The sequence below is a fragment of the Sphingopyxis sp. UBA6723 genome (genome assembly GCF_002454115.1).
Classification (GTDB): domain Bacteria; phylum Pseudomonadota; class Alphaproteobacteria; order Sphingomonadales; family Sphingomonadaceae; genus Sphingopyxis.
In genome coordinates this window covers 191,782-212,819 of the sequence record NZ_DKIH01000004.1, presented here as the reverse complement: position 1 = coordinate 212,819, position 21,038 = coordinate 191,782, and the positions used below count along the sequence as shown (strand labels likewise).

The following is a 21,038-nucleotide window of genomic DNA, read 5'->3' as shown; positions in this document are numbered from 1 at the left end:
GTTGTCTATGCCGACCGCTTCACCCCCGAAGCCGAGAAGGAACGCGCGCGCCAGACCGGCGGCGAAGCCCGCGCGGTGCCGTTCCTCAAACGCTTTACCGTGTTCAACGTCGCGCAGTGCGAAGGCTTGCCCGACCGTTGCACCCGCGCCGCTGCGCCGATGCCGCCGCGCCAGATCATTCCCCACGCCGAGGCGCTGATCGCCGCGACCGGCGCCGATATCCGCATCGGCGGCAATGAGGCCTATTACCATCCCGGCGGCGACTATGTCGCGTTGCCGCCGCAACAGGCGTTCGCCCAGCAGATCGACTATTATCGCACTGCCCTCCACGAACTTGTCCACTGGACCGGCCACCCCTCGCGGCTCGCCCGCGACCAGAGGGGCGGTTTTGCCAGCGCCGCCTATGGCCGCGAGGAATTGTGCGCCGAACTTGCAAGCGCCTTTCTCTGCGCCGCGCTGGCAATCCAACCCACGGTGCGCCACGCCGACTATATCGGCGCGTGGCTTGGCATCATGCGCGCCGACACGCGCGCGATCTTCAAAGCAGCCAGCCAGGCCAGCAAGGCCGCCGACTATCTGCTCGGCTTTGCGCCAAACGCCGAGCGCGGCGCGGCGGCGGCGAACGCAGACGCCGGGAGGTTTGCGCCGCGCGCGACCGGCACGGGCCGCGACGCCGACGGCGAATGCGAATGCGACGGCGATTGCGGCGGCGCGGCGCAGGTGAGGGGGACGGGGGCATGAAGCTGATCCCCCACGATCTCGGCTTCGCGCTTCGCGCCAATGGGCTGACGAGCCGCGTTTATGCCGCCCGCGAGGAAAATTTCGACCCGTTGCCGGTGATCAAGCTGTTCAATCCGGTCGGCGCGGCGACTTGGCTCGCGACCGAAATCGATAGCGACGGCGATACCCTGTTCGGGCTGGCCGATCTTGGTTTCGGATGCCCCGAACTCGGCTGTTTTTCGCTCGCCGAGATTGCCGCGGTGCGGCTTCCTTTCGGCCTCGGCGTCGAGCGCGATGTCCACTTCGACCCGCTCGCGCCGCTCTCGGTGTGGACCGAGACGGCGCGGCGGCTCGGCGCGATCAGCCTCGCCGAAAAGTCGCTGCTGCGCCGCAAACTCGACCAGCTTCTGCCCGACCCGCCGCTCGCTGCCTCGCAGCATGGCGGCGGCAAGGGCAGCTGACGCGGCGGCGCGTTTCGCCGTCAATCAGCCGGTCCCGCCTCGCATTCACTCAAAGCGGGACCGGCGCTCACATGGAGCAACGATTATGAAACTCGATTTTATCGATCCCGACAAGCTGTCGATTGCGAAAACCAATATGCGGCACAAGGGCAAGGATCCCGACATCGCCGATATCCTGCCGAGCATCCGCGCCCGCGGTATCCTCGTGCCTTTGCTCGTGCGGCCTAATTGCGAAGCGGGCCGGTTTGAAATCGTCGCCGGACGGCGGCGCTTCACGGCTGCGAACGCCATCGTTCGCGAAGGCGGACCGGCGCGTCCGCTGCCCTGCGCGATCCTCGACGACGGCGACGACGCCGATGCGCTCGAAGCCTCGATGCTCGAAAATCTCGCGCGCGTCGCCCCCGACGAGGTCGGCCAGTGGGAAGCGTTCGTCGCGCTGGTCAAGGCGGGGCGGAGCATCGACGAGGTCGCCGATACCTTCGGGTTCGAACCGGCGGCGGTGAAGCGCATCCTCGCGCTTGGTCTTTTGCTGCCGCGCATCCGCACCCTTTATCGCGGCGGCGAAATCGACGCGGCTACGGTGCGCCACCTGACCCTCGCCTCGAAGGCGCAGCAGAGCGCATGGCTGGCGCTGTTCGACGACCGCGAAGCCTATTGCCCGACCGGGCATCAGCTCAAAGCGTGGCTGTTCGGTGGCACCGCGATTGCGACGTCGCGCGCCCTGTTCGACGTTGCGGCCAGCGGCGCGGCCACCGTCTCCGATCTGTTCGGCGACGAGGCATTCTTTGCCGATAGCGACCAGTTCTGGTCGCTCCAGATGGCTGAAATCGCGGCGCGCAGGGCGGCCTATATCGAGGCGGGCTGGGCCGATGTCGTCGTTCTGGACAAGGGCGATTGGTTCCGCTCGTGGGACTATGCCCATGCGGCGAAGCGCAAGGGCGGGCGCGTCTATGTCGAAATGCGCGACAATGGCGAGGTCAGCTTCCACGAGGGTTATCTGACCGCCAAGGAAGCGGCGCGCGGTGAGCGCGGCGCGTCCGGTCCCGAGCCGAAACCGGCGCGGCCCGAGGTCAGCTCGGCGATGAACAGCTATATCGACCTTCACCGCCACGCCGCCGTGCGCGCCGATCTGGCGCGCCATGGCGGGGTAGCGCTCCGCGCCATGCTCGCCCATGTCATTGCGGGGTGCGGCCATTACCGCGCCGATATCGAGGCGCAGCGCGCGCCGAAGGAAGAGATCGCCGGAAGCATCGAAAATGCGCCTGCCGAGGCAGCGTTTGACGCGCAGCGGCGCGCGGTGCTTGCCGTGCTCGGCTTCGACCCCGAAACGCCGACGGTCACGGCAGCGCCCGGTCACCGTCCCCCTTTCGCGGTGCTGTTCGCGCGTTTGCTCGAATTGCCCGATCCGGTGGTGCTCGAAATACTGGCGATCGTCATGGGCGAGACATTGCAGGCGGGCCACCCGGCGGTCGAGGCGATCGGCCTTCATCTGGGGACCGACATGCGCCGCCACTGGCAGCCCGACGCGGCCTTTTTCGACCAGCTTCGCGACCGCGAAATCCTGCTCGCCATGATCGGCGAGGTCGCGGGCGCGGGCGTAGCGAGCGCCAATGAGAAGGAGAAGGCCAAGACGCTGAAAGCGATCATTGCCGATCATTTGGCTGGTGCCAATGGGCGCGAACAGGTTGCGCCGTGGGTGCCGCGCTGGATGGCGTTTCCGCCCGCCGCCTACAGCGCGCGCGGCGGCGTCGGCAGCGTCAGAGCGCATGCGCGCTGGCTGGACGATCTCGAATTTGGGATCGATCCCGCGGCGGTGGCGGAGCCGATTGCCGACCCCGACCGCGCCGTCGGTCCCGGCCTTGCGGTCGATCTCGAAGAAGTTGACGATAGCGGCATCGAACCGCCGCGCCTTGCGGCGTGAGGGGGGGGGCGGGCGGTTCGCCGCCCGCCCGCTTGTCATCGCCCGCATGGAACGACTGGCTTTAAGGACGCGCGCGCGACTCATCGCGCCGTTCCTCGCCGCTGGCGCGGCGCGGAACGGCGCGATGGATTTTTCGTTGCGCGCCTTGCCGTGACCGGCTGCGGCGCGGGGCCAAGCCGGAAAAAAGGGCGGCGCGGGATTGCTCCCGCGCCGCCCAGTCGATGATCGCAATCATCGCCAGCGCCGATGTTGCAAGGCTGCGGGTCGCTGCGGCCTAACGTCGGCGAAAGTTGTCGTCGCCGCGCGCTCTGACGCAGCCCGCACGAAGATTATTGGACCAAGACGCCAGAACGACGGGGATCTCAAACGCAACAAATGGAAAGGGCCGTGCGGGTGCGAAAGCCTCGCGCCGCTCCGCCGACCGGCGGCACAGCAGGACCGGGCGCGGTCAGGCCAGCAGGCGGCGCAGGAAATGAACGCGAAACAGGTCGAGCAGCGCTTCGGCGCTCTCATTGTCATTGGCATGGGCGGTGACGCGCACGCCGCCATCATCGGCAGGCGCATATTCGAACGGGTGCAGCCCGGTCAGCCGCAGCGTGGCGGGATCGAGGCCGTCGCGGCGGATGGCCGCCAGCGCGGTGTCGTCGAGCGCGAGGCCGATCCAGATCCCCGCGCTGCGCGCCGCGATTATCGCCAAATCGGGGTCGTCGACCGCGATCACAAGCTCGGCTTTTCCGTTCATCGTCGGTTCCCTGTTCGGCGCGCGATCAGGCGCCACCGGCATGGCCCGAAAACGCTTTTGGGTGCCCCCTGCGAATCCGGTCCTGCCTGACTGTCTCTTGCCGCGTTCGCGCGCCGCTGGCCATGCCCGTTTCGATGAAGCGTTCAGCAAATTTCGCTTGGCGCCATGTCGTTCCGGTCATCGCCGGCGGCCATCCGGAGCTATGTGAGCGGTCTGGCCGGGCGCCAACCGGCGCGCAACGGGCGGCGCCCGCGCTTTTTTCCCCGCCCGCGTGCCGCGGGCTCCTCGCGCCGCCGCGCAGGCGCGGCCAAAAAAGCGCGGGACCGACCGTCCTTCGCTGACGCTGCGGCCCTGCGGGTGCGCGCCGCTTGCGCAGCGCCCGTCCTGCCTCTGCTCACGCTCCGGAGATGGTCTCCGGCGGCGATGAAGGAGACGAACAATGGCAGCTATCGGCATGGTGAAAGGCACCATCGAAAAAGGTTTTGTGGGCCAATTGAGGACGCTTTCGATCCGCGCCAGCATCGAAATCAATCCGAACCGGAGCAAGGCGAACGACGTTCAGCCCGACTTCCGGGTCCATTCGGACGGCGTCGAGATAGGCGCGGGCTGGGTTCGGATCGGCGAAACGTCGGGCAAGCCCTATGTGTCGCTGGCGCTGGCTGCCCCCGAATTCGGGCCGCGGCGCCTCTATGCGAACCTCGGCCGCGCCGCGGGCCAGAACGACGATGACACCTATGCCGTCATCTGGAAAGTCGACGACTGACGGGTTCGACCCCGCACCCGCCATGGCGGGTACGGGGTCACCCTTTTCCTTGTCGCGGCGCGATATTCGGCTAGGATTCCTGTCTCATGAAAACCGATCTCGATCATCTTCCCGAGCGCAAGAAGCGCGATCTCGACCGCATCGTCGAAATCCTGTTCGCCGAGTTCGAGGATGCGACCGCGCTCGCAACGCAGGCGTGGAAGAAGCAGGGACGCATCCTCAAGGTCATTCTTTATGGCAGCTATGCGCGCGGCGACTGGGTCGCCGATCCGAAGGGCGGATATTATTCGGACTATGACATCCTCGTTGTCGTCAACGACGACCGACTGACCGATCCGGTCGATTATTGGTATAAGGCCGAGGATAGTTTCCTGCGCGAATATTCGATCACCAAGCGGCTATCGGCGCCGGTCGGGCTGATCGTCCACAGCCTTGGCGACGTCAATTTCCAGCTGTCGCGCGGCCGGCCCTTCTTCATCGATATCGTGCGCGACGGGATCGTCTTGTACGAGCTTGGTACGCAGTCGTTTGATCCGCCCAAGCCCTTGTCGCCCGAAGTCGCGCGCGAGGAAGCACAGGGGTATTTTGACACTTGGTTTAACAGTGCAAGCCAGTTTCTGGAGATGGCCAGGTTTGGGATTGGACAAGGTTACAACAATATTTCGGCGTTTCAGCTGCACCAAGCGACCGAGCATTTTTATCATGCTGTGCTCAATACGTTGACGCTCTATTCGCCCAAATCACACAAGATCAATTTCCTTCGCGACAAGGCCGAAGACATCGCGCGCGAGTTGATTCCGGTCTGGCCGCGTGATGAAAAATTGGCGCGTCGTTGCTTTGAACTGCTCCAGCAGGCTTACGTCAATGCGCGCTATTCGCCGCATTATAAGATCAGCGGCGAAGAACTTTCCTGGCTTGTCGAGCACATCGAACTTTTACAGGCCAAGGTAAAAGCGATCGCCGAAGGGCATCTTTCCGAAAGTCTCTCATCATGACCGAAACCAGCGAGCCGCGCAGCGCGACGCCCGATCGCAAGATCGCGCTGCTGATCGACGCCGACAATGTCTCGCATGCCAAGATCGGCGAGATGCTCGCCGAACTCGCCAAATATGGCACCGCGAACATTCGCCGCGCCTACGGCAATTGGGCCAGCGACAGCCTCAAAGGATGGAAGGACAAACTGCACGACTTCGCGATCCGCCCGATCCAGCAGTTCAACTATTCGACCGGCAAGAATGCGACCGATATTGCGCTCGTCATCGACGCGATGGAACTGCTCTATACCCAGAAGCTCGACGCCTTCTGCCTCGCGTCAAGCGATGCCGATTTCACGCCGCTGGTCATGCAGCTTCGGGCCAATGGTCATGAAGTTTATGGTTTCGGCGAGCGCAAGACGCCGAGCCCCTTCGTCAACGCGTGCACGGCGTTTCTGTATCTCGACAGCCTGGCAGCTGCCGCAATCGACGGGCCTCGTGTTCCCGTTGATCCGCCTGCGAAGAAGTCGAAAGTGGATGCGAAAGCCAAACCCACGACTGACAAGATTGCCGCCAAATCCCTCGCCATGGATGCAAAATTGGTGACGATCCTCCGCGGCGCTGTCGAAGCTACTGCTCGCGACGATGGTTGGGCGGCGATGTCAGCGGCGGGCAGCGCGGCGAAGCGGCAAGCTCCAATAGATCCGCGAAACTATGGGGCAAAGAACTTCCCGGCGCTGTTTGCGGCGACCGGACTATTCGACATTGTAAAGTCCGATAATGGGCACAGCTTTGTCGCCGATCGGCGCAACAAGGAACGCGCCAAAACCCCCGGCGCCTGATCCTCGCGAGCTTTGGAATGCTTCCCTCGGCTCCCCTTGTTTGAGCGGTGGCTCAAGCGGCCACAGCCGCAATGGCTTGGGGATCGAATTTTGCGCCGCCGTTAAACGATCCTCCCGCCCTTAGGTGCGGGCCGCCATGACCCTTGCGACAGCGCCGATGCGCTGCGGCAAGGAGACCCGAGCATGGCGAAATCGGAGGACAGCGAATTGGCGCGCGCCGCAAAGGCGCGCATCGAAAGCCCTTTTCTTAATCCACTTCAGGCGGCGCATTACCTCGGACTGGAGGAACGGACGCTACGGCGATATCGATCGAAAAAGATCGGGCCTGCCTATCGGCGCCATGGCAAGAATGTCCGTTATCATATCGACGATTTGATCGCTTGGTCGCAGCGATTACGCCGGGCGGGCGACGATGTTTAGTCGCCGGTTGGGCATCGCCATGCTCGGCGGCGCGCTGACCGGCGCGCTGGTCGTCACTATCGCATCGCCGCCGCAGCCACGGCTGCTCTGGAACGTGAGCGCCAGTGCGCCCATCGGACTCTGGTATGTCGAGCCGAGCGCCGGGCTGCGACGCGGCGACGTGGTCGCCGCGCGGCTGGCGCAACCTTGGCGCAATTTCGCGGCGCGGCGGCGCTACCTGCCCGCCAATGTTCCGCTGCTCAAGCGTATCGCCGCCGGACCCGGCGACCATATCTGCGCCTCGCGCGGCATGCTATTCGTCAACGGACGCGCGCTGGGCGTGCGGCGGCATTTCGATGGCGCGGGGCGCCCGATGCCGCGATGGCGGGGCTGTAAACAGCTTGGGCCGCGTGACTATTTGCTGGTAATGGACGCGCCCTTCTCATTCGATGGCCGCTATTTCGGATCGACTTTGCGGCGTGACATCATCGGCAAGGCGACCCCGCTGTGGCTGCGCTGAGGGCGGCGCTGCTTGGAACTGCGGTTATGATCGCAAGCCCGGCGCGCGCCGACCCGGTGATCGAATGGCGACCGCATATCGCCGAAGCATCGGCCCGCTTTGGCGTTCCGGTCGCGTGGATCGAGCGCGTCATGCGCGCCGAAAGCGGCGGACGAACGACCCTCCGCGGCCGTCCGATCACGAGCCGAGCAGGGGCTATGGGGCTTATGCAGCTGATGCCGGGAACGTGGGCAGCGATGCGCGGCAGGCTTGGCCTGGGCGCCGATCCCCATCAACCGCGCGATAATATCCTCGCAGGCACATTCTACTTGCGGCTGATGTATGATCGGTTCGGCTACCCCGGATTGTTTGCTGCCTATAACGCCGGGCCGGGACGCTATGCCGCCTATCTCGCGGGCCGTTCGCGGCTTCCCGCCGAGACGCAAGCCTATGTGCGCGCCGTTGCGAATGTCGCCCCCAACCATTCGGCCAGGATGCTTCCCAGTCGGCGGCGCGGTGATGCGCATCAGCGTCCGGATGCCATTTGCTGCACTGAATCGGCACGCCAGCAATCGGATATGTTCTTCATTCATCGCGGTCGCGGCGAGCCGTGAGGGGGGCAGGGGTCGTCTCGGCAAGGCCAAGTATGACGGGCGCCGAAGCGGCTTTCAAGGCCGGCGGCCCCTCCAATTTGCTGCGCAAATCGGTTCCTCCGCCGCCGCTTCGCGGCGCCTCCGCTGCGCTCCGGCGGCCCTGACAGCCGCTCCGGCGCCCGTCGTCGAGGGTCGGTCCTCGAACGGTTCGGGGCGTAGCGAAGGAGCATGTCATGGGCGTTTTTCAAAACATCGGAGTCGCATCGGATCGCGTGATTGCATCGCTGGTTTCGGGGCTTGAGATCGAGTTCGGACGCGGCGCGGGCGCCGCCTTGGCGCAGCGTTTTCTGGACGCGGAGGATGTCGATTTTCACTGGGATGCGCGGATCGATGAGCGCTGGCTCGGTGCTTATGCGAGCCTGGATGATGACGATATCGAGCTCGATCGGGTGGCGATCTGGGGCCAGTTCGATGGCGAATATTTTCTCGCGACGATGATCGTCGATGGCGATGGCAATGCGCATGGGATGATCGGTCGGCGCGGGTTTGCGAGCGAAAAGGCAGCGCGGTGCGCCTTCGCCGATGGGTGAAGGCCGACGCCTTTTAGAGAAGCGGCGCCCGCATCGGGCGTCGCTTCTGTTTTGCTCTGGCGCTGCTGCGAAGACGCCGAAGCAGGCGGGTTGATGGAGATGGTCGGATGAGGGAGCGGGATAGCAAGATAGAAGCAATATCTCGCGATATTGTAAGTCTTTGTCTGCACATCCTTTTTTCGGGAATTCCACGAGACGACTGGTGGTGGTGCGAGACCTTTACGGCAAATACCGCGGTTTTCGGCGCTTTTGTCGGCCGTTGCGCGAGACTCGCCATCGGATTCCTTCGCAGTTCCGACGATGACGTTGCACCAGGCAGCGTCTTACCTTGCGGAAACGCTGTATGAGCGACGATGATGACTTCACCCCGCGCCTTGGACGTATGCGCAGTCGCGGCAAAGGAACTCGTTATCTGGCGCTGGTCGTCAAAGCCGCGCGGCGATTTGGCAAGCGCGGCCCTAAAGGCGCGCGCTTTGACGGCAGCCGGATCGGACGCGGCGCGAGCGTGGCACGGGTGCTGCGGTCGCGCGATCGGCACAGTGGATTACGCGCGCGCCGCGTCATCGTGAAAGTGCGGCCCGTCAAACTGGCCGGGGCAGGGTTCGGCGGCGCCAAAGCGCATCTGCGATATATCCAGCGCGATGGTGTCACGCGCGAGGGCATGGCGGGAGCGCTTTACACGAGCGACAGGGACGTCGCCGACGGGGCCGGGTTCCTCGCGCGCGCAAGCGGAGATCGTCACCAGTTTCGGATTATCGTGGCGCCCGAAGATGGCGATCAATATCCGGACCTCAAACCATTTGTGCGCCGGTTGATGGCGCAAATGGAGGAAGACCTGAACAGCAAGCTCGACTGGGTAGCTGTCGATCATTTTAACACCGGGCATGCTCACAGTCACATCATGCTGCGCGGGAAAGACGATCGCGGCGACGATCTGGTCATCGCCCGTGAGTATATTGCCCATGGCTGTCGTGCGCGCGCGAGCGACATTCTCACTCTCGATCTCGGGCCGCGAACCGATCTCGAAATCGAGACGCGGCTGCGCGCCGATATGAATGCCGAACGTCTGACGGCGGTCGATCGGGTCTTGCTCCGCGAGATGAGCGATATGCGGGTGGTGCGGACGACCTCAGCCGACCCTTTGCACCAGTCGCTCCGCGCAGGCCGCCTCCACAAACTTGCTCGCATGGGGGTGGCGGAAAGTCTGGGCGGCAGCAGTTGGCGGCTTGCCCCCGACCTCGCGCATACGCTTCGGCAAATGGGCGAACGCGGCGATATCATTCGCACCATGCAGCGCGAACTGACGGCGCGAAATCTTGAGCGGGCGGCCGGCGACCGGATGATCTTCGATCCCGCTGCACCGGGCGCTGAACCGGTCATCGGACGCGTCGTCGCCCGCGGACTGTCCGACGAACATCGCGATCGCCACTATCTCCTTATCGACGGGGTAGATGGGCGGACGCATTATGTCGAGGTCGGGCAGGGGGCCGATGTCCCGCCGACCCCGGAGGAAGCCATCGTCAGGATCGTCCCACGCGCGGGCGGTATCCGCGACGTCGATCGGACCATCGCCGCGGTTGCTGCAAACAACGGCGGCATTTATACGGTCGATGCCCATTTGCGCCAAGATCCTGCCGCCAGTGAAGCCTTTGCCGAAACGCATGTCCGCCGCCTGGAGGCAATGCGGCGAGCGATGCGCGGCATCGATCGCAATCCCGACGGCAGCTGGATCATTGCCAGCGATCATCTCGATAAGGTGGAAGCGTATGAACAGCGGGCGGTCGGCGACCGGCCCGTGACGGTCGAAATCTTGTCCGCTGCGCCCGTCGAAAAATTGCCGTCGATGGAAGCGGCAACATGGCTGGATCACGAACTGATTGCGGCGGCGCCGCAGCCTGTCCGGGATGCGGGATTTGGCCGCGAGGTTCGGGCAGCGCAAGCCCTGCGGAGGCAGTGGCTGATGGCTGAGCAACTAGCGGAGGAGAGGGACGGGCGGACAATCTATCGCCGCACGATGCTCGACACGCTGCAACGCCGCGAACTGCTCCGTGTGGCACGTCAGATCGCAGACGAGCTTGGCAAATCATTTGCCGAAGCAAAAGTTGGCGAGCGTATCGAAGGCCGTTTGATACGACCGGTCGATATGGCCAGCGCCCGCTATGCCCTGGTCGAGCGGTCGCGCGACTTCACGCTGGTGCCTTGGCGACCGGTTCTCGATCGCCGTATCGGAAAGCCGGTCGCAGGCATATTGCGCGACAGCGGGATCAACTGGTCGCTGGGTCGGCAGCGCAGCGGGCCGACCATCTCATGAGGCGGTTATTGGTTTGCACCAGGCTGCTCGCGACGTGTCTGTTGGCGAGCCGTTACACCGTCTGCGCAAAGGCTTTGGCGACAAATTCGCAGCCCAGGCGCAAGCCGACGGGGTCGACGGTGTGACCCACACCGTAAGAGACATGGGTCGTGACATCCACGCCCAGTCGTTTGAGCTCGCTTTCCGACATATGAAGCGCCGCGATCGGGACCACGGGATCGGCGGTCCCGTGCACCAATAATACTGGCGGCTTTGGGAGGTGATCGGCCAGGCCGGCAGTGCCAGCGAGCATCCCCGCATAGCCAATTACCGCTGCCACAGTTCTTGGTCGGCGCAGCGCGACATGAAGCGCCATCATCGTTCCCTGGCTAAAACCGACCAGTGCGAGGTCGGCCTCGGTTAATTCATATTGCGCGAGCTTACGGTCGATGAACGCATCGATAGCAGGCGCTGCCGATGCTGCGCCCGCGGCCAGCGCCGACGGCGCAAACCCGGATAGCCCCCACCATTGATAACCGGCACCCATCATTCCACAACGCTGCGGCGCGTGCGGGGCCAGGAACAGGGTGTCGGGAAGAGATTCCTGCCATTGCGGAGCAAGCGAGATCATGTCCGTGCCGCTCGAGCCGAAGCCGTGTAACAGCAAGACGATGTTTTTAGGCGGGCCGCCGGAGCGAGGCTTGAGGCTGGCACCGTTGACGATTTTGGCCAAGGAGTGTTCTTTCTTGCCTGGCTCGGCCCTGATCGGCCGAGGATAACATCAGCCCTATTGAGCATCGACGAAGGGGACCGCCACTTAACCAAAATGCCGCTGGTCCGACAGCCACTAGGCAATCGGCGGAGGTTTCATTTGGGCGGGGTCGTAGAAGAATGTTTCGTTTGCGATCTGGTCCCCGCGCCAGCTTTGCCATGCGACTTCTTCCATCATCAGCTTGCCGCCACCTGTGGGATAGAAGGTGAACCTCCATCGGATCACGACGGTGTCGCCGTCGATCAACGGCGGCGCAAGGAGTTCGGTGTCAACGCGTTCCATGCGATCGAGCGTGGCCTGCTCGCGCGCGCGCAATAGGTCGCGCCCCTGTTTCGGCGGGGATTGGTTTTCTTGAACGGTGGCGTCCGCAGTGTACCAGTCGCGGATCGCTCCGGCATGATCGCCACTGAGAACTTGGTTCGTAAAGCGAGCAACGGTTTCTGTTGATGGCAAAACGGATCTCCATGATGCTTACGATCCGGCATAATGACGGTTTCTGCGGTTACGTCAGTTAAACTATGCAAATGGGACTGCGCCACGACCATTTCGTTTGACTGCCTGGCCGGTAGCGACCCGTCTGAAACGGGGCGAAATCGATCAGATCGGACGAAGAGCCAAAGAGTCTCTCCTGCTAATCGCTAATGCTCCAAGCAGGCCGGTGTCGTCACCGAGCATGGGGGCGACAATGATCTTTTGCGCATCGCCAGCGAAATATCCGTTCGATCCGGCGACCGCCTCCGTGCGAACACGCTCGATCAATCCTGGCGTCGCCATCACGCCTCCCCCCAATATGATGCGTGCGGGCTCCAGGATGGCCTGAAAGGTTGTTACCGCCCGCGCGAGATACCAGGCGATCATTTCGTGGCCGATATGATCGGACGGCAAGTCGGATAGCGACGCCCCCCAGCGCGCCTTGATCGATGGACCCGCAGCCAGTCCCTCAAGGCAGTCGCCATGGAATGGGCAAAGACCGGCAAAATCCCTGTCGGCGGGGTGGCGCGGCATGCGAATATGCCCCATTTCGGGGTGACTGACACCGTGAATTAAATGCCCGCCGACAACCGCCCCGCCACCAATGCCGGTCCCAACCGTAATGTAGAGTGACGAGTTTGTTTCTGCGCCAGCACCCCACATCCATTCGCCAAGCGCGGCGCCATTCACGTCCGTATCGATCGCAACGGGACAACTTAGCGCACGCCCGAAAGGCCCCGCAATATCGGTATCACTCCAGTTGGGCTTGGCGGTCCTGTTGATATGTCCCCAGGTCGGCGAGGCGGGGTCGAGGTCAAGTGGGCCGAAGCTCGCGATCCCCACCGCGCAAAAATTGCCGCCCTGCTGCCGAAGCCAGTCAATGGCCGCCGGGATCGTCTCCTCCGGACGGGTGGTATCGATGCGGGTCCGCGCCAAAATCCGACGCGACACATCTCCCACCCCCACGATAAATTTGGTACCTCCCGCCTCGATGAGTGCAATGTTGCCGTCCATGACCTCGATAATCCTTATGTCGTTTTTCCCGTTGTGCAGCCGACGCAAACCCCGCCGAATCAGCACACAGCGGAACTGACAATGGCCCAATTTTGCACAGCCCGACGCAGTTGGCGGCCGCTCAAGTGAGTGCAGCCTGATTTGTTCAAATAGTCACTCGTCCATAAGGATAATTCCCAGAGGATCAGATCGGTTGCCGGCTAGCAAGGACAGTTCGATGATCAATTCACGCGCCAAAAGCATGTCTACCTGCGCAGTGTTGGGCACGCCGGTGACAGCAACTTAACATTGTTCAATATTGTCCCCTGCATAAGGGTCTGCCGGGGGCAGGCGGTCTGGGCTTGAGATCTTGGGAATGCACAGCCGTCAGCCGAGTGAGCAGTTCGCTCGCGTTGGGTAACGTCCGCGGCGACAGTGGCACAATCGTCGGGGAGGTCGCTGGCGTTGGACTCAGCCGCAGTCGCTGTAACAGAGCTTTGGGCAAAATGACTGTTCGTTCCGCGGCCGCCCCGCCCGGTCGCGTCGCTGACGGATCACGTCAGTATCGACTTCATGCAATAACGCCCGTGACCTGACCCGTCTTGCCCTAGGCGGCTAGAAAGGCACGGACGGGGATTTGCGTGGGGCTCAAGGCAGGAGAGCTTGGGTGACCGCAATCGGCTGTGGCGCCGCAAAAAGGCCGCGCCAGTGGAACGCGGCCTTTCCGGCATATTCGATGCAGCCCCTCGACAGCTTCTGGGTCAATAGAACTGCCAAAGTTGTTGCGATGCTACGCCGATTCCGCCGCGCGTCAATCTGCCGTGCGGGCCGAGTTTTCCGATTTGGGACACGCAAACCTATTTGCATCTGGTCATCGGTGCCAGCGCCTTTACACTAAACGTCCTCATCACCGCCAAGACGAGCGGCGATGTCCTCGAACCGGGGCAAGGAGAACGCGCCCATGGCTCAGTCCTGAGACATGCCGCCCGCAGCGCCCGATCCAACCGGCCAGGAGCCGGACGGCGAGGTCTGGCGCTGGGCACTGCTAGCGGCGGCGACGTTGCTTTCGGCAATCGGGATCTACGCGGGCGTGGTCAATTGACTGGCGCCTGTCGCCGACGGCACGCGCTGCGGAACCGCGGCGACCCGGTCCGCGTTGCGTTTCGATAAGGTAGGAGCCCGAGCCATGATTGCCGATCCCAAGCAAACCACCGCGCCTGAAGCCGTGAACCGCGAGCAAGATGACGAGGAAACGCAAGCGCACTCAGTTGCCGATGCTGCACACATTGAGCGCCCGTTGGCCGACAGCGACAAGCCAAAGACTGGAGAAGAGACGGACGACGTGCAAGACGTGGTTGATCATATGCATCAGATGGAACGCTCAGGTCGGATCGACATGGACGCATACAGGGGCGAACGCAGTGACGATGACGAGCCGGGCCAACTTGGTCCCGGCGGGGACGAAGACGAGGGGCCGCGTGGTGCCGAGTGATGATCTGAAACCGGTTAAGCCTGTGGCGCAGACATCATGCATTCGTGACGCTTACCAGATTGGTTGGTGGTCATAATCGACGGCGATGAACGCAAGTGCATGAATGCGCAGTTCGCGGGTGACCCATTGGCAAGCTCGAGGCCGAGCGGCGGAACGGACCGGCGCCAGTTTTTCCTCCAGTTTGCATGAACTCGCCAAGAGATGCGGATCGATCCCAAAGACATGACATTCGGCGCGGGTTAACGGTCACAGATGTCTCAATCTGAGTGATGCTGCTGATCGGTTGCAAACTGGCAGCTTCGATTTGCGTGGCGAGCAAAAGCCGACGTCGCGGTGTCGCCGTCGTTACATGGTCGGCGACCAGTAATATGGCCGACGGCGGCTGATCGACCGGTCGACGCAAATGTCGTTCGGGGAACCCTTTCCGGATCGGAGATTTGATAGGTAATGCTGCATCACGTCTCCTTAGGTACATCCGATCTGGATCGCGCACGCGCGTTCTATGATCCGGTCATGAATGTGCTTGGCCTTCGCAGGACGCTCGATGTCGAAGAGGCCGTCGGCTATGGCGCGGGCATAACTGTATTCAGCCTCAACATCCCCGCCGATGGGGAGCAGGCAAGCGTCGGCAACGGCGTCCATGTTGCTTTTGAAGTGGAAAGTCGCGTCGCCGTCGACGCCTTTTACCGAGCGGCATTAGCAAGCGGCGGCACGAGCAACGGACTGCCCGGCCTGAGGCCTGAATATGACGCAAATTATTACGCTGCTTTTGTCTGTGATCCTGACGGAAACAAGATTGAAACGCTAACCTTTGCCGCTAGCTGAAGGCATGGTGCGCGCATGCGGGGCAAGTACGCGATGTAAGGCCGCACCCAGACCCATCGCCCGAAGAGTTCAACCGGCAGGTCCGACCATGCCTTTGCTCCGAAAGGTAGAGCAAACGGCCGAATGCGGAACTTCAGGCTTGAAGCTGCGTTGAGCAGCGACGGGACCGACGGAGGCGAAAGAGGGTGCAGCGATGGCAAATCTGCAGCGCATAGCGGATCCCGAACATCTAGTTCCGCTGGGCGACATCGCTGAGACCCGGCGGCAACGCGATCGCACCGGCAAAATCGCCGATTGGGTGGTCGCCAATATCCCCTGGACCATGGCCGTGCCCGACTGGCCCGATTTTCATGATCGTTGGCCCTTGCTGTCGCGCGCGGAACTCGCCGCGGTCGAAGCGGAGCTGCGTCGGCGCTGTGCAGCCATCGAAGATTCTGGCGCCGATCTGGATGCCGTATCGGATGCGCTGACAGGACGGAAGAGTTACTGGACGGCGGCCGCGGACTGGCTCACCCTGAATGCCTGCAAAAGTATCGCCGACCCCGAATTCATCCGCCTGTTCAGCCAGCTCTCCCGCGCCGAGCTTATCCTCGCCGCAGTCGAGCACAAGCGGCGTATTCTGCGCGGCTGCCGCACCTAGTTTGGTTCAGCTCGTGTGATCCATCGCCGCGCTTTCGAATTCGAACCAACGCGTTCATTTCTGCGCAGCGAGCGTTCGTCGACGACGCAACTGCGGCGCACGCCACAAAATGGACCCGCGCGGCGGGGCCAAGTGCCACGTTTTCCGCGGCGAGGGGTTTTTGTGAGACCGGCTTGCCACTGCGCGCTGGACCGGCAAATGTCGTGTTCGGTCTATCGGTCTATCGGTCTCCGCGGAGCTCTTTCGTCGCGCCGTCCGGAGTGGGCGCGCCTGGGTCGCGATCGGTCGCGGGCTTCTGTTCGCCGGTTTGGCCGCGCTAACCGCCTAGCTCGTCCTGCTGCCCCTCGCCGATGCCGCCGAGTTTTTCGATTTCCAGCTCCGCCACACCGCCGCCAGCGTTCTGGCCGTTGCCGTCGGGCCCGCGCGCCGACTGCTTATCGGCTGTTTTTCCCTGCTGCGCACCCGGCTGGCTCTGGTCTTGCTGCCCGCTCTGCTGGTTCTGACTCTGCTGTTCCTGCTGGCGTTGATCGTCCTGCGCGCGAATCTGTTCGCCGGGTCCGTTCTGCGTCCCGTCGCGATCATTCTGTCCATTCTGTTCCATGTCGTCACTCCTTCACAGCCCAAAGGGGCTGGTCGAAGAAACGCGGCGCAGATCGGCATGTTCCGGCTTGGTGAGCCGTATCCCTACAAGAATCGCGCGAAGTTGATCCATGCTAATGGAATCGAACTTTCGCCAAGAAGCTGATCGCTCCGAGCTCAGTGTGGCGGCACGGCACGCGCGTATCCGCCTTATGTCGCGCAATCGACCAATTGCGGGTATTGGAAGTTGCTCTAAGCCGCTCAGGCGCTGGCTACCGCGGGAGTGGGCCGGTAGCGGTCAGGCCGCTTTGGATTGAAAAGTGTGGGAAGTCGTCAGAACAGCTTCCCAAGGCCGCTTTTGGCGCCGCCACCAGCGGGCTCGCTTGGCAGGCAATCAGTTTGAAGTAGCGCTCGTTGGAGAAGCTTGGTCGCTTGGAAACATGCTGCGGTAGGGAACAATGATCAATGCTAACGTGAACAAGGCTGTGCGTCCGAAGACAAGAGGCTTACAGCCTTCGCGGGTCGAAAATGGGAGCATGGCACATGAAATGGATCATAATTATCCTGGGGGGACTCCTGTTCGCTTTAGGGAGTCTGTGGTTTCTGCAAGGAACTGGTTTGTTGACAGTTGCCCCCATCGCATGTGTCGGGGAATGCAAGCCTCTCGAAGGGCCATCGATGCTATGGGCCGTCGCTGGTGCCGCGGTGATGGCAATTGGCGGCGCGGTCATATTGTTTGCAGCCCGGCGCTAGCACAAGCGGCTCGGCCCGTGTGGCGCGCGCTGTCCACGCGATCGACGTAGACGGGAGCATCAACTCCGACCACGTCTTCGACTAACCGGTCCGCTTGACAACAGCACGGTGGAAGCACCATGCCGCCGTGAGCCACAACAAGGCAAAAATGGTGAGAAAACCCCATTCGACGGCGTGTCCCGGCATCATGTTGAGCGCCGCAATGCCGACGGCATATTGACCGATGGCCAGCAACACCGTGATCCAGCGCATCGCGCCGGGCCGGAACCGGACGACCATCGCGGCAACGATCGCCCCTAGAACCATGTGGAAGAAGAAGACGTTGACGGAATCCTCGTCACCGATGATGCCGACCGCGGCATTCGACCAGAAGGTGAAGAAGGCGGTGAAGCCGGCAATGATGTAACCGATGCGCGGTGCACCGGGCCGGGCAAAGCGCACCGCCAGCTCAACCACCGTCCCGACAAAGCCGAGAAGAATGGCGGCGAAAACGAAATCGCCCGCAGTCCAGTTCACCTCGCCGGTTATTTGCATCGCCAGTGCAGGCAGCATCAGCAGCGCTAAAAGGCTGCCCCAGCCGGCAACTCGCCATCCGTTGAGAAGCGGGGCGCGGCGCGCAGAAATGTCGTTCATGATCGGGTCTCCATAAGCTTTTCCTTCTGCGGACCATGGTTCGCCCCCATGTGAAAGGCATGAGCAATTCATGAGCAATGGCTGAAACCGTGCTCAACGCTTGCCACCGCCCCGCGATGGCACCAGACCTCGAGACCATGGAGACACAGCCTCGCATTCTGCACTTCGACGCTTTTCAGCTCGATTGCGACAACAGGCAGTTGCGCAAGCACGGCCTTCCGATCGAGCTGGGAAGCCGCTATTTTGACGCGCTGGCCCTGCTCGTCTCGCGCCGCGGGGAGCTCGTCACCAAAGATTCGTTCATGGATCAGGTCTGGCACGGGATTCCGGTTACGGACGAAGCACTGACGCAGTGCATCCGGACGTTGCGCCGAGCCTTGGGAGACGATGTTGCCAATCCGCGCTTTATCGAAACGGTGCCTAAACATGGCTATCGCTTTATTGCCGATAAAACAGCGCAGGCACCACTAACGCCGAGCCCGGAAGGATCGCATGTCGCCGGGGCCTGCACCTTGGCAGGCCTTGCGTCAGGTGCCGTGGCCGGACTGATCTACGGCATGATTGCAGCGACCAGCGGCGGCGCGCAGGTGCTGGTCCTTGCGGCGATGATCGGCGCGCTCGGCCTGCTCGCCGGGGCGGGTCTCGGCGCGGGAATGACTGCGGCTCTGACATGGCGCGGACGTGTCGACGGATGGGTGGTGGCCTGCACCGCAATCGGCGGCCTTGCCGTAGGTGCTCTGGGCAACCTCCTTGGACGCGAGGGCGTCGGGCTGCTTTCGGGGGTGTCCATCGTGAATGTGACCGGGCCCTTCGAAGGCGTCGTGCTCGGCACCGCTGCGGGTTTGGTGGCGTGGACCGCGTTGGCAGGATGCACGCGTCGGACGGTCTTCGCCGTTTGCGTGCTCGCAGGCTTTGGCGCGGCTGCCCTCATTTTCTTCTCCGGAGGGACATTGCTGGCTGGCTCGCTGCAAGCCCTTGCGCAAGGCCTTACCGGAACCCAACTCAACCTCGCAAAAATAGGCATGGAGACCGGAGAGCCTAGACTCACTAGGACCGCAATCGGGCTAACTGTCGCTGCCGAAAGTCAAATTTTCATTCTGTCGATTGGAGCGGGCCTCTTGGCGGTGCGAAATTGGCCAATGAAGCCCGCTTGAGATTGGCGCCCCCCATCAGATGGATGCGGATCGCTAGCGGACGCTATGTTCCGACGTTCTTGCCAGCGGGCGTGCCGGACCGACCCGTTGCCCTACACGCCGACCTTCGTCTTCTCAGTCCTTGGTTACCGGCGAATGCTGGTGCGAGGCCAGCAGCCAGACATTCGACCGCCTCACATAGGCCGATCCGATCAGCGCGGAATAAGCGACACCATCCGCCCGCGTCACGTCGGCCTTATAGCTGATCATCGCCGCATCGTCGGACAGCTTCAAAAGCTGCTGATCGCTCATCTCAAGCTCCCGCCACCGATTGACTGCGGAAAGGCGAGCAGGCATCGCTCGGCCAGGTGCGCCGCGAAATAGTCGGCTCCCTCGATCCAGAAACCGCGCTCGATTTCGAAGAGCTCCTCTTCCAGAGACATGGCTGTTTCTTTCGCAATGCAGAAGCGGTGTGATCGACAACGCGCGGAAGGATGGCGTGGTTTCTCTACAAAGAGTCCGGCCCATTGGGGAATAACGCGATCAATAAACGCACATCGGGAGACGTGGAAATCGCAACGCGATTAGTCCGGACCGCGCCAGAGCGCGGCCCGGTGGAAAGCGTTCAATCCTTTGTGTTTTGAAGCTCGGCGAGAATACTCACTGATCCGTATCTCGGTTCCAGCGCTTGAAATTTTCATGGTGCTCGCAACCGGGATTGGCCGCTAGCGGTCGGGCAGCTTTCGGGCGCGTCCGTGGCAAAGCGGACGTTCGACCGCCGAACCTCTCGGTGTAAACGAGATGCTCTCGCCGATAACCATGGCTGGCCGATAGCCGACAATCAGCTTTGAGTTCGACGCGACGTAAAGGCGACATCATCAGCGCCTTGCCAAGTATCGCCTCGATGAGACTAGCATCTTTCTGGATCGTCAGGCAGCGACGGCCCTGCTGCGAGCCAGCCTTATGTCTCTGACCGGGGGCTGGCCGAACATCCGGCTATACTCGCGATTGAACTGGGAGACGCTTTCATATCCCACATCGAAGGCCGCGTTGCTGGAATTCTTCCCGTCAGACAGCATCAACCTATGGGCCTCGACGAGCCGCAAATGCTTCTGGAACTGGAGCGGAGAAAGCGACGTGACGGCGCGAAAATGCTGATGGAAAGCGGACGGACTCATGCCTGCTGCGGCCGCCAGCCGCTCGACCGGCAGCGGCCTTGCATAGTCGGAGCGCAGGATGGCGACAGCGCGGGCTACACGCTGGACATGACTATCGGGCCAGCCGAGGTGGCGTATCGCGGCTCCGTGCCTGCCGACCAGCAGCCAATAATGCATCTCGCGCAGGAGCTGCGCCTTGAGCACAGGGATGGACGCCGGGCGATCGAGCAGGCGGATCAGCCGCAGGGCCGCGTCGGCCACTTCCGTATCGGTCGGGTCGACCCTCACGCGGGCATGGTCATCGACCAGCCGCGGCTTCATCTCGGCAACCAGCTCGGCCACGATGGCCGTGTCGAGTTCGAGCACGAGCGAATAATAGGGCGCGGCGATGCTCGCCCGCGTGACCTGGCTGACGGTCGGGACATCCGCGGCGATAAGTAACGATTCGCCTCCCGAAAAGGCGAATCCAGTCGTGCCCATAGTGACATGCTTGCTGCCCTGCACCACGACCGCGACCAGCGGGCGCGAAATCGCATAGACGAGATCGCTGGGCGCGGTTGCGCGAATGGTCGACAGGCCCGCGATCGGGGTGGCGGCGACGCCGTTCGCATCGGCGTGGGCATCGGCGTAGCGGCTAACGGCAGTGAGCAGGTCGTTCATGCCCGCCTGTATAGCGCAGGAGACCAGCCGTCGCCACGCTTTTGGAGGATTAGGCAAAGATAAGCGAGGTGCCGGCAACCTCTCGGGGTGCGGCTGCTGCATATCGGTGTGGCCACTCACGGCACAGGAGACCGAC

24 protein-coding genes are annotated in these 21,038 nt (G+C 62.7%); 15 read left to right on the top strand and 9 right to left on the bottom strand.

The genetic code is table 11. The annotated features are described in order from the left end of the window. The 3 genes from B4F07_RS02705 to B4F07_RS02695 form a co-directional block, all read left to right on the top strand. On the top strand, nucleotides 1-741 hold a 741-nt coding region (locus B4F07_RS02705; protein ID WP_293704501.1), incomplete at its 5' end, for an ArdC family protein. Then, nucleotides 738-1,181, top strand: coding sequence for a DUF2958 domain-containing protein (locus B4F07_RS02700; RefSeq protein ID WP_293699658.1), 444 nt, complete (start codon nucleotides 738-740; stop codon nucleotides 1,179-1,181). The genes B4F07_RS02705 and B4F07_RS02700, both read left to right, overlap by 4 nt. Nucleotides 1,182-1,266: 85 nt before the next feature. Further along, nucleotides 1,267-3,102, top strand: a complete 1,836-nt coding sequence (locus B4F07_RS02695) for a ParB/RepB/Spo0J family partition protein (protein ID WP_293699655.1) — start codon at nucleotides 1,267-1,269, stop codon at nucleotides 3,100-3,102. Nucleotides 3,103-3,163: 61 nt separating this feature from the next. Here B4F07_RS02695 and B4F07_RS02690 read toward each other — a convergent pair whose 3' ends face one another. Then, on the bottom strand, nucleotides 3,164-3,337 hold the full coding sequence (locus B4F07_RS02690) for a hypothetical protein (protein ID WP_293699652.1): 174 nt from the start codon (nucleotides 3,335-3,337) through the stop codon (nucleotides 3,164-3,166). A 213-nt stretch (nucleotides 3,338-3,550) separates the two neighbouring features. Then, nucleotides 3,551-3,844 carry a hypothetical protein gene (locus B4F07_RS02685; protein WP_293699649.1) on the bottom strand — a complete coding sequence of 98 codons (294 nt, stop codon included), beginning with the start codon at nucleotides 3,842-3,844 and terminating at the stop codon, nucleotides 3,551-3,553. A 439-nt stretch (nucleotides 3,845-4,283) separates the two neighbouring features. Here B4F07_RS02685 and B4F07_RS02680 point away from each other — a divergent pair, with 439 nt between their 5' ends. The 8 genes from B4F07_RS02680 (at nucleotide 4,284) to rlxS (ending at nucleotide 10,815) form a co-directional block, all read left to right on the top strand. Continuing rightward, nucleotides 4,284-4,607, top strand: coding sequence for a DUF736 domain-containing protein (locus tag B4F07_RS02680; protein WP_293699646.1), 324 nt, complete (start codon nucleotides 4,284-4,286; stop codon nucleotides 4,605-4,607). Between the two features lie 86 nt (nucleotides 4,608-4,693). Further along, entirely contained in the window at nucleotides 4,694-5,602 is a 909-nt protein-coding gene (locus B4F07_RS02675; protein ID WP_293699643.1) for a HEPN domain-containing protein, read from the top strand. Then, entirely contained in the window at nucleotides 5,599-6,423 is an 825-nt protein-coding gene (locus B4F07_RS02670; protein ID WP_293699640.1) for an NYN domain-containing protein, read from the top strand. Before B4F07_RS02675 ends, B4F07_RS02670 begins: the two co-directional genes overlap by 4 nt. 183 nt (nucleotides 6,424-6,606) lie before the next feature. After that, nucleotides 6,607-6,843, top strand: coding sequence for a helix-turn-helix domain-containing protein (locus tag B4F07_RS02665; protein ID WP_293699637.1), 237 nt, complete (start codon nucleotides 6,607-6,609; stop codon nucleotides 6,841-6,843). Next, nucleotides 6,836-7,342, top strand: a complete 507-nt coding sequence (locus tag B4F07_RS02660; protein ID WP_293699634.1) for a S26 family signal peptidase — start codon at nucleotides 6,836-6,838, stop codon at nucleotides 7,340-7,342. Before B4F07_RS02665 ends, B4F07_RS02660 begins: the two co-directional genes overlap by 8 nt. A 26-nt stretch (nucleotides 7,343-7,368) precedes the next feature. Then, nucleotides 7,369-7,935 carry a lytic transglycosylase domain-containing protein gene (locus B4F07_RS02655; protein WP_293699997.1) on the top strand — a complete coding sequence of 189 codons (567 nt, stop codon included), beginning with the start codon at nucleotides 7,369-7,371 and terminating at the stop codon, nucleotides 7,933-7,935. A 212-nt stretch (nucleotides 7,936-8,147) separates the two neighbouring features. Further along, nucleotides 8,148-8,504: a hypothetical protein gene (locus B4F07_RS02650; protein ID WP_293699632.1), complete on the top strand. Its 357-nt coding sequence runs from the start codon at nucleotides 8,148-8,150 to the stop codon at nucleotides 8,502-8,504. A gap of 343 nt (nucleotides 8,505-8,847) precedes the next feature. After that, on the top strand, nucleotides 8,848-10,815 hold the full coding sequence (gene rlxS / locus B4F07_RS02645; protein WP_293699629.1) for a relaxase/mobilization nuclease RlxS: 1,968 nt from the start codon (nucleotides 8,848-8,850) through the stop codon (nucleotides 10,813-10,815). Between the two features lie 52 nt (nucleotides 10,816-10,867). Here rlxS and B4F07_RS02640 read toward each other — a convergent pair whose 3' ends face one another. From B4F07_RS02640 to B4F07_RS02630, 3 genes are all read right to left on the bottom strand, one after another. Further along, complete coding sequence (locus B4F07_RS02640; RefSeq protein ID WP_293699626.1) at nucleotides 10,868-11,527, bottom strand: alpha/beta hydrolase; 660 nt, start codon at nucleotides 11,525-11,527, stop codon at nucleotides 10,868-10,870. A 114-nt stretch (nucleotides 11,528-11,641) separates the two neighbouring features. After that, nucleotides 11,642-12,019 (bottom strand): nuclear transport factor 2 family protein, encoded by a 378-nt coding sequence (locus tag B4F07_RS02635; protein ID WP_293699624.1) that lies wholly within the window; start codon nucleotides 12,017-12,019, stop codon nucleotides 11,642-11,644. Between the two features lie 144 nt (nucleotides 12,020-12,163). Further along, entirely contained in the window at nucleotides 12,164-13,051 is an 888-nt protein-coding gene (locus tag B4F07_RS02630; protein WP_293699621.1) for an ROK family protein, read from the bottom strand. Nucleotides 13,052-14,216: 1,165 nt separating this feature from the next. Between B4F07_RS02630 and B4F07_RS02625 the strand changes: the two genes are divergently transcribed. The 3 genes from B4F07_RS02625 (at nucleotide 14,217) to B4F07_RS02615 (ending at nucleotide 15,987) form a co-directional block, all read left to right on the top strand. Continuing rightward, entirely contained in the window at nucleotides 14,217-14,522 is a 306-nt protein-coding gene (locus tag B4F07_RS02625; protein WP_293699618.1) for a hypothetical protein, read from the top strand. Between the two features lie 447 nt (nucleotides 14,523-14,969). Further along, nucleotides 14,970-15,347 (top strand): VOC family protein, encoded by a 378-nt coding sequence (locus tag B4F07_RS02620; RefSeq protein ID WP_293699616.1) that lies wholly within the window; start codon nucleotides 14,970-14,972, stop codon nucleotides 15,345-15,347. A gap of 193 nt (nucleotides 15,348-15,540) precedes the next feature. Further along, complete coding sequence (locus B4F07_RS02615; RefSeq protein WP_293699613.1) at nucleotides 15,541-15,987, top strand: hypothetical protein; 447 nt, start codon at nucleotides 15,541-15,543, stop codon at nucleotides 15,985-15,987. A 316-nt stretch (nucleotides 15,988-16,303) separates the two neighbouring features. On the opposite strand, the gene B4F07_RS02610 is transcribed toward B4F07_RS02615, so the two are convergent. Together B4F07_RS02610 and B4F07_RS02605 are read right to left on the bottom strand one after the other, a co-directional pair. Beyond that, entirely contained in the window at nucleotides 16,304-16,588 is a 285-nt protein-coding gene (locus B4F07_RS02610; RefSeq protein WP_293699610.1) for a hypothetical protein, read from the bottom strand. Nucleotides 16,589-17,400: 812 nt separating this feature from the next. After that, a complete protein-coding gene (locus tag B4F07_RS02605) occupies nucleotides 17,401-17,952 on the bottom strand; it encodes a hypothetical protein (RefSeq protein ID WP_293704499.1) in 552 nt (183 codons plus the stop codon). Between the two features lie 77 nt (nucleotides 17,953-18,029). Between B4F07_RS02605 and B4F07_RS02600 the strand changes: the two genes are divergently transcribed. Then, complete coding sequence (locus tag B4F07_RS02600) at nucleotides 18,030-19,106, top strand: winged helix-turn-helix domain-containing protein (RefSeq protein WP_293699605.1); 1,077 nt, start codon at nucleotides 18,030-18,032, stop codon at nucleotides 19,104-19,106. 114 nt (nucleotides 19,107-19,220) lie between these two features. Here B4F07_RS02600 and B4F07_RS02595 read toward each other — a convergent pair whose 3' ends face one another. Together B4F07_RS02595 and B4F07_RS02590 are read right to left on the bottom strand one after the other, a co-directional pair. Beyond that, nucleotides 19,221-19,397, bottom strand: a complete 177-nt coding sequence (locus tag B4F07_RS02595; RefSeq protein WP_293699602.1) for a hypothetical protein — start codon at nucleotides 19,395-19,397, stop codon at nucleotides 19,221-19,223. A gap of 617 nt (nucleotides 19,398-20,014) precedes the next feature. Beyond that, complete coding sequence (locus B4F07_RS02590; protein WP_293699599.1) at nucleotides 20,015-20,902, bottom strand: AraC family transcriptional regulator; 888 nt, start codon at nucleotides 20,900-20,902, stop codon at nucleotides 20,015-20,017. Nucleotides 20,903-21,038 lie beyond the last annotated feature (136 nt).

What these genes read in the sequence shown, in the direction of transcription:
- B4F07_RS02600 (WP_293699605.1), top strand. Translation starts at nt 18,030, where the DNA reads ATGGCTGAAACCGTGCTCAACGCTTGCCACCGCCCCGCGATGGCACCA.
- B4F07_RS02665 (WP_293699637.1), top strand. Translation starts at nt 6,607, where the DNA reads ATGGCGAAATCGGAGGACAGCGAATTGGCGCGCGCCGCAAAGGCGCGC.
- B4F07_RS02595 (WP_293699602.1), bottom strand. Translation starts at nt 19,397, where the DNA reads ATGAGCGATCAGCAGCTTTTGAAGCTGTCCGACGATGCGGCGATGATC.
- B4F07_RS02700 (WP_293699658.1), top strand. Translation starts at nt 738, where the DNA reads ATGAAGCTGATCCCCCACGATCTCGGCTTCGCGCTTCGCGCCAATGGG.
- B4F07_RS02695 (WP_293699655.1), top strand. Translation starts at nt 1,267, where the DNA reads ATGAAACTCGATTTTATCGATCCCGACAAGCTGTCGATTGCGAAAACC.
- B4F07_RS02655 (WP_293699997.1), top strand. Translation starts at nt 7,369, where the DNA reads ATGATCGCAAGCCCGGCGCGCGCCGACCCGGTGATCGAATGGCGACCG.
- B4F07_RS02610 (WP_293699610.1), bottom strand. Translation starts at nt 16,588, where the DNA reads ATGGAACAGAATGGACAGAATGATCGCGACGGGACGCAGAACGGACCC.
- B4F07_RS02625 (WP_293699618.1), top strand. Translation starts at nt 14,217, where the DNA reads ATGATTGCCGATCCCAAGCAAACCACCGCGCCTGAAGCCGTGAACCGC.
- B4F07_RS02660 (WP_293699634.1), top strand. Translation starts at nt 6,836, where the DNA reads ATGTTTAGTCGCCGGTTGGGCATCGCCATGCTCGGCGGCGCGCTGACC.
- B4F07_RS02650 (WP_293699632.1), top strand. Translation starts at nt 8,148, where the DNA reads ATGGGCGTTTTTCAAAACATCGGAGTCGCATCGGATCGCGTGATTGCA.
- B4F07_RS02690 (WP_293699652.1), bottom strand. Translation starts at nt 3,337, where the DNA reads ATGATTGCGATCATCGACTGGGCGGCGCGGGAGCAATCCCGCGCCGCC.
- rlxS (WP_293699629.1), top strand. Translation starts at nt 8,848, where the DNA reads ATGAGCGACGATGATGACTTCACCCCGCGCCTTGGACGTATGCGCAGT.
- B4F07_RS02620 (WP_293699616.1), top strand. Translation starts at nt 14,970, where the DNA reads ATGCTGCATCACGTCTCCTTAGGTACATCCGATCTGGATCGCGCACGC.
- B4F07_RS02670 (WP_293699640.1), top strand. Translation starts at nt 5,599, where the DNA reads ATGACCGAAACCAGCGAGCCGCGCAGCGCGACGCCCGATCGCAAGATC.
- B4F07_RS02590 (WP_293699599.1), bottom strand. Translation starts at nt 20,902, where the DNA reads ATGAACGACCTGCTCACTGCCGTTAGCCGCTACGCCGATGCCCACGCC.
- B4F07_RS02680 (WP_293699646.1), top strand. Translation starts at nt 4,284, where the DNA reads ATGGCAGCTATCGGCATGGTGAAAGGCACCATCGAAAAAGGTTTTGTG.
- B4F07_RS02675 (WP_293699643.1), top strand. Translation starts at nt 4,694, where the DNA reads ATGAAAACCGATCTCGATCATCTTCCCGAGCGCAAGAAGCGCGATCTC.
- B4F07_RS02605 (WP_293704499.1), bottom strand. Translation starts at nt 17,952, where the DNA reads ATGAACGACATTTCTGCGCGCCGCGCCCCGCTTCTCAACGGATGGCGA.
- B4F07_RS02685 (WP_293699649.1), bottom strand. Translation starts at nt 3,844, where the DNA reads ATGAACGGAAAAGCCGAGCTTGTGATCGCGGTCGACGACCCCGATTTG.
- B4F07_RS02630 (WP_293699621.1), bottom strand. Translation starts at nt 13,051, where the DNA reads ATGGACGGCAACATTGCACTCATCGAGGCGGGAGGTACCAAATTTATC.
- B4F07_RS02615 (WP_293699613.1), top strand. Translation starts at nt 15,541, where the DNA reads ATGGCAAATCTGCAGCGCATAGCGGATCCCGAACATCTAGTTCCGCTG.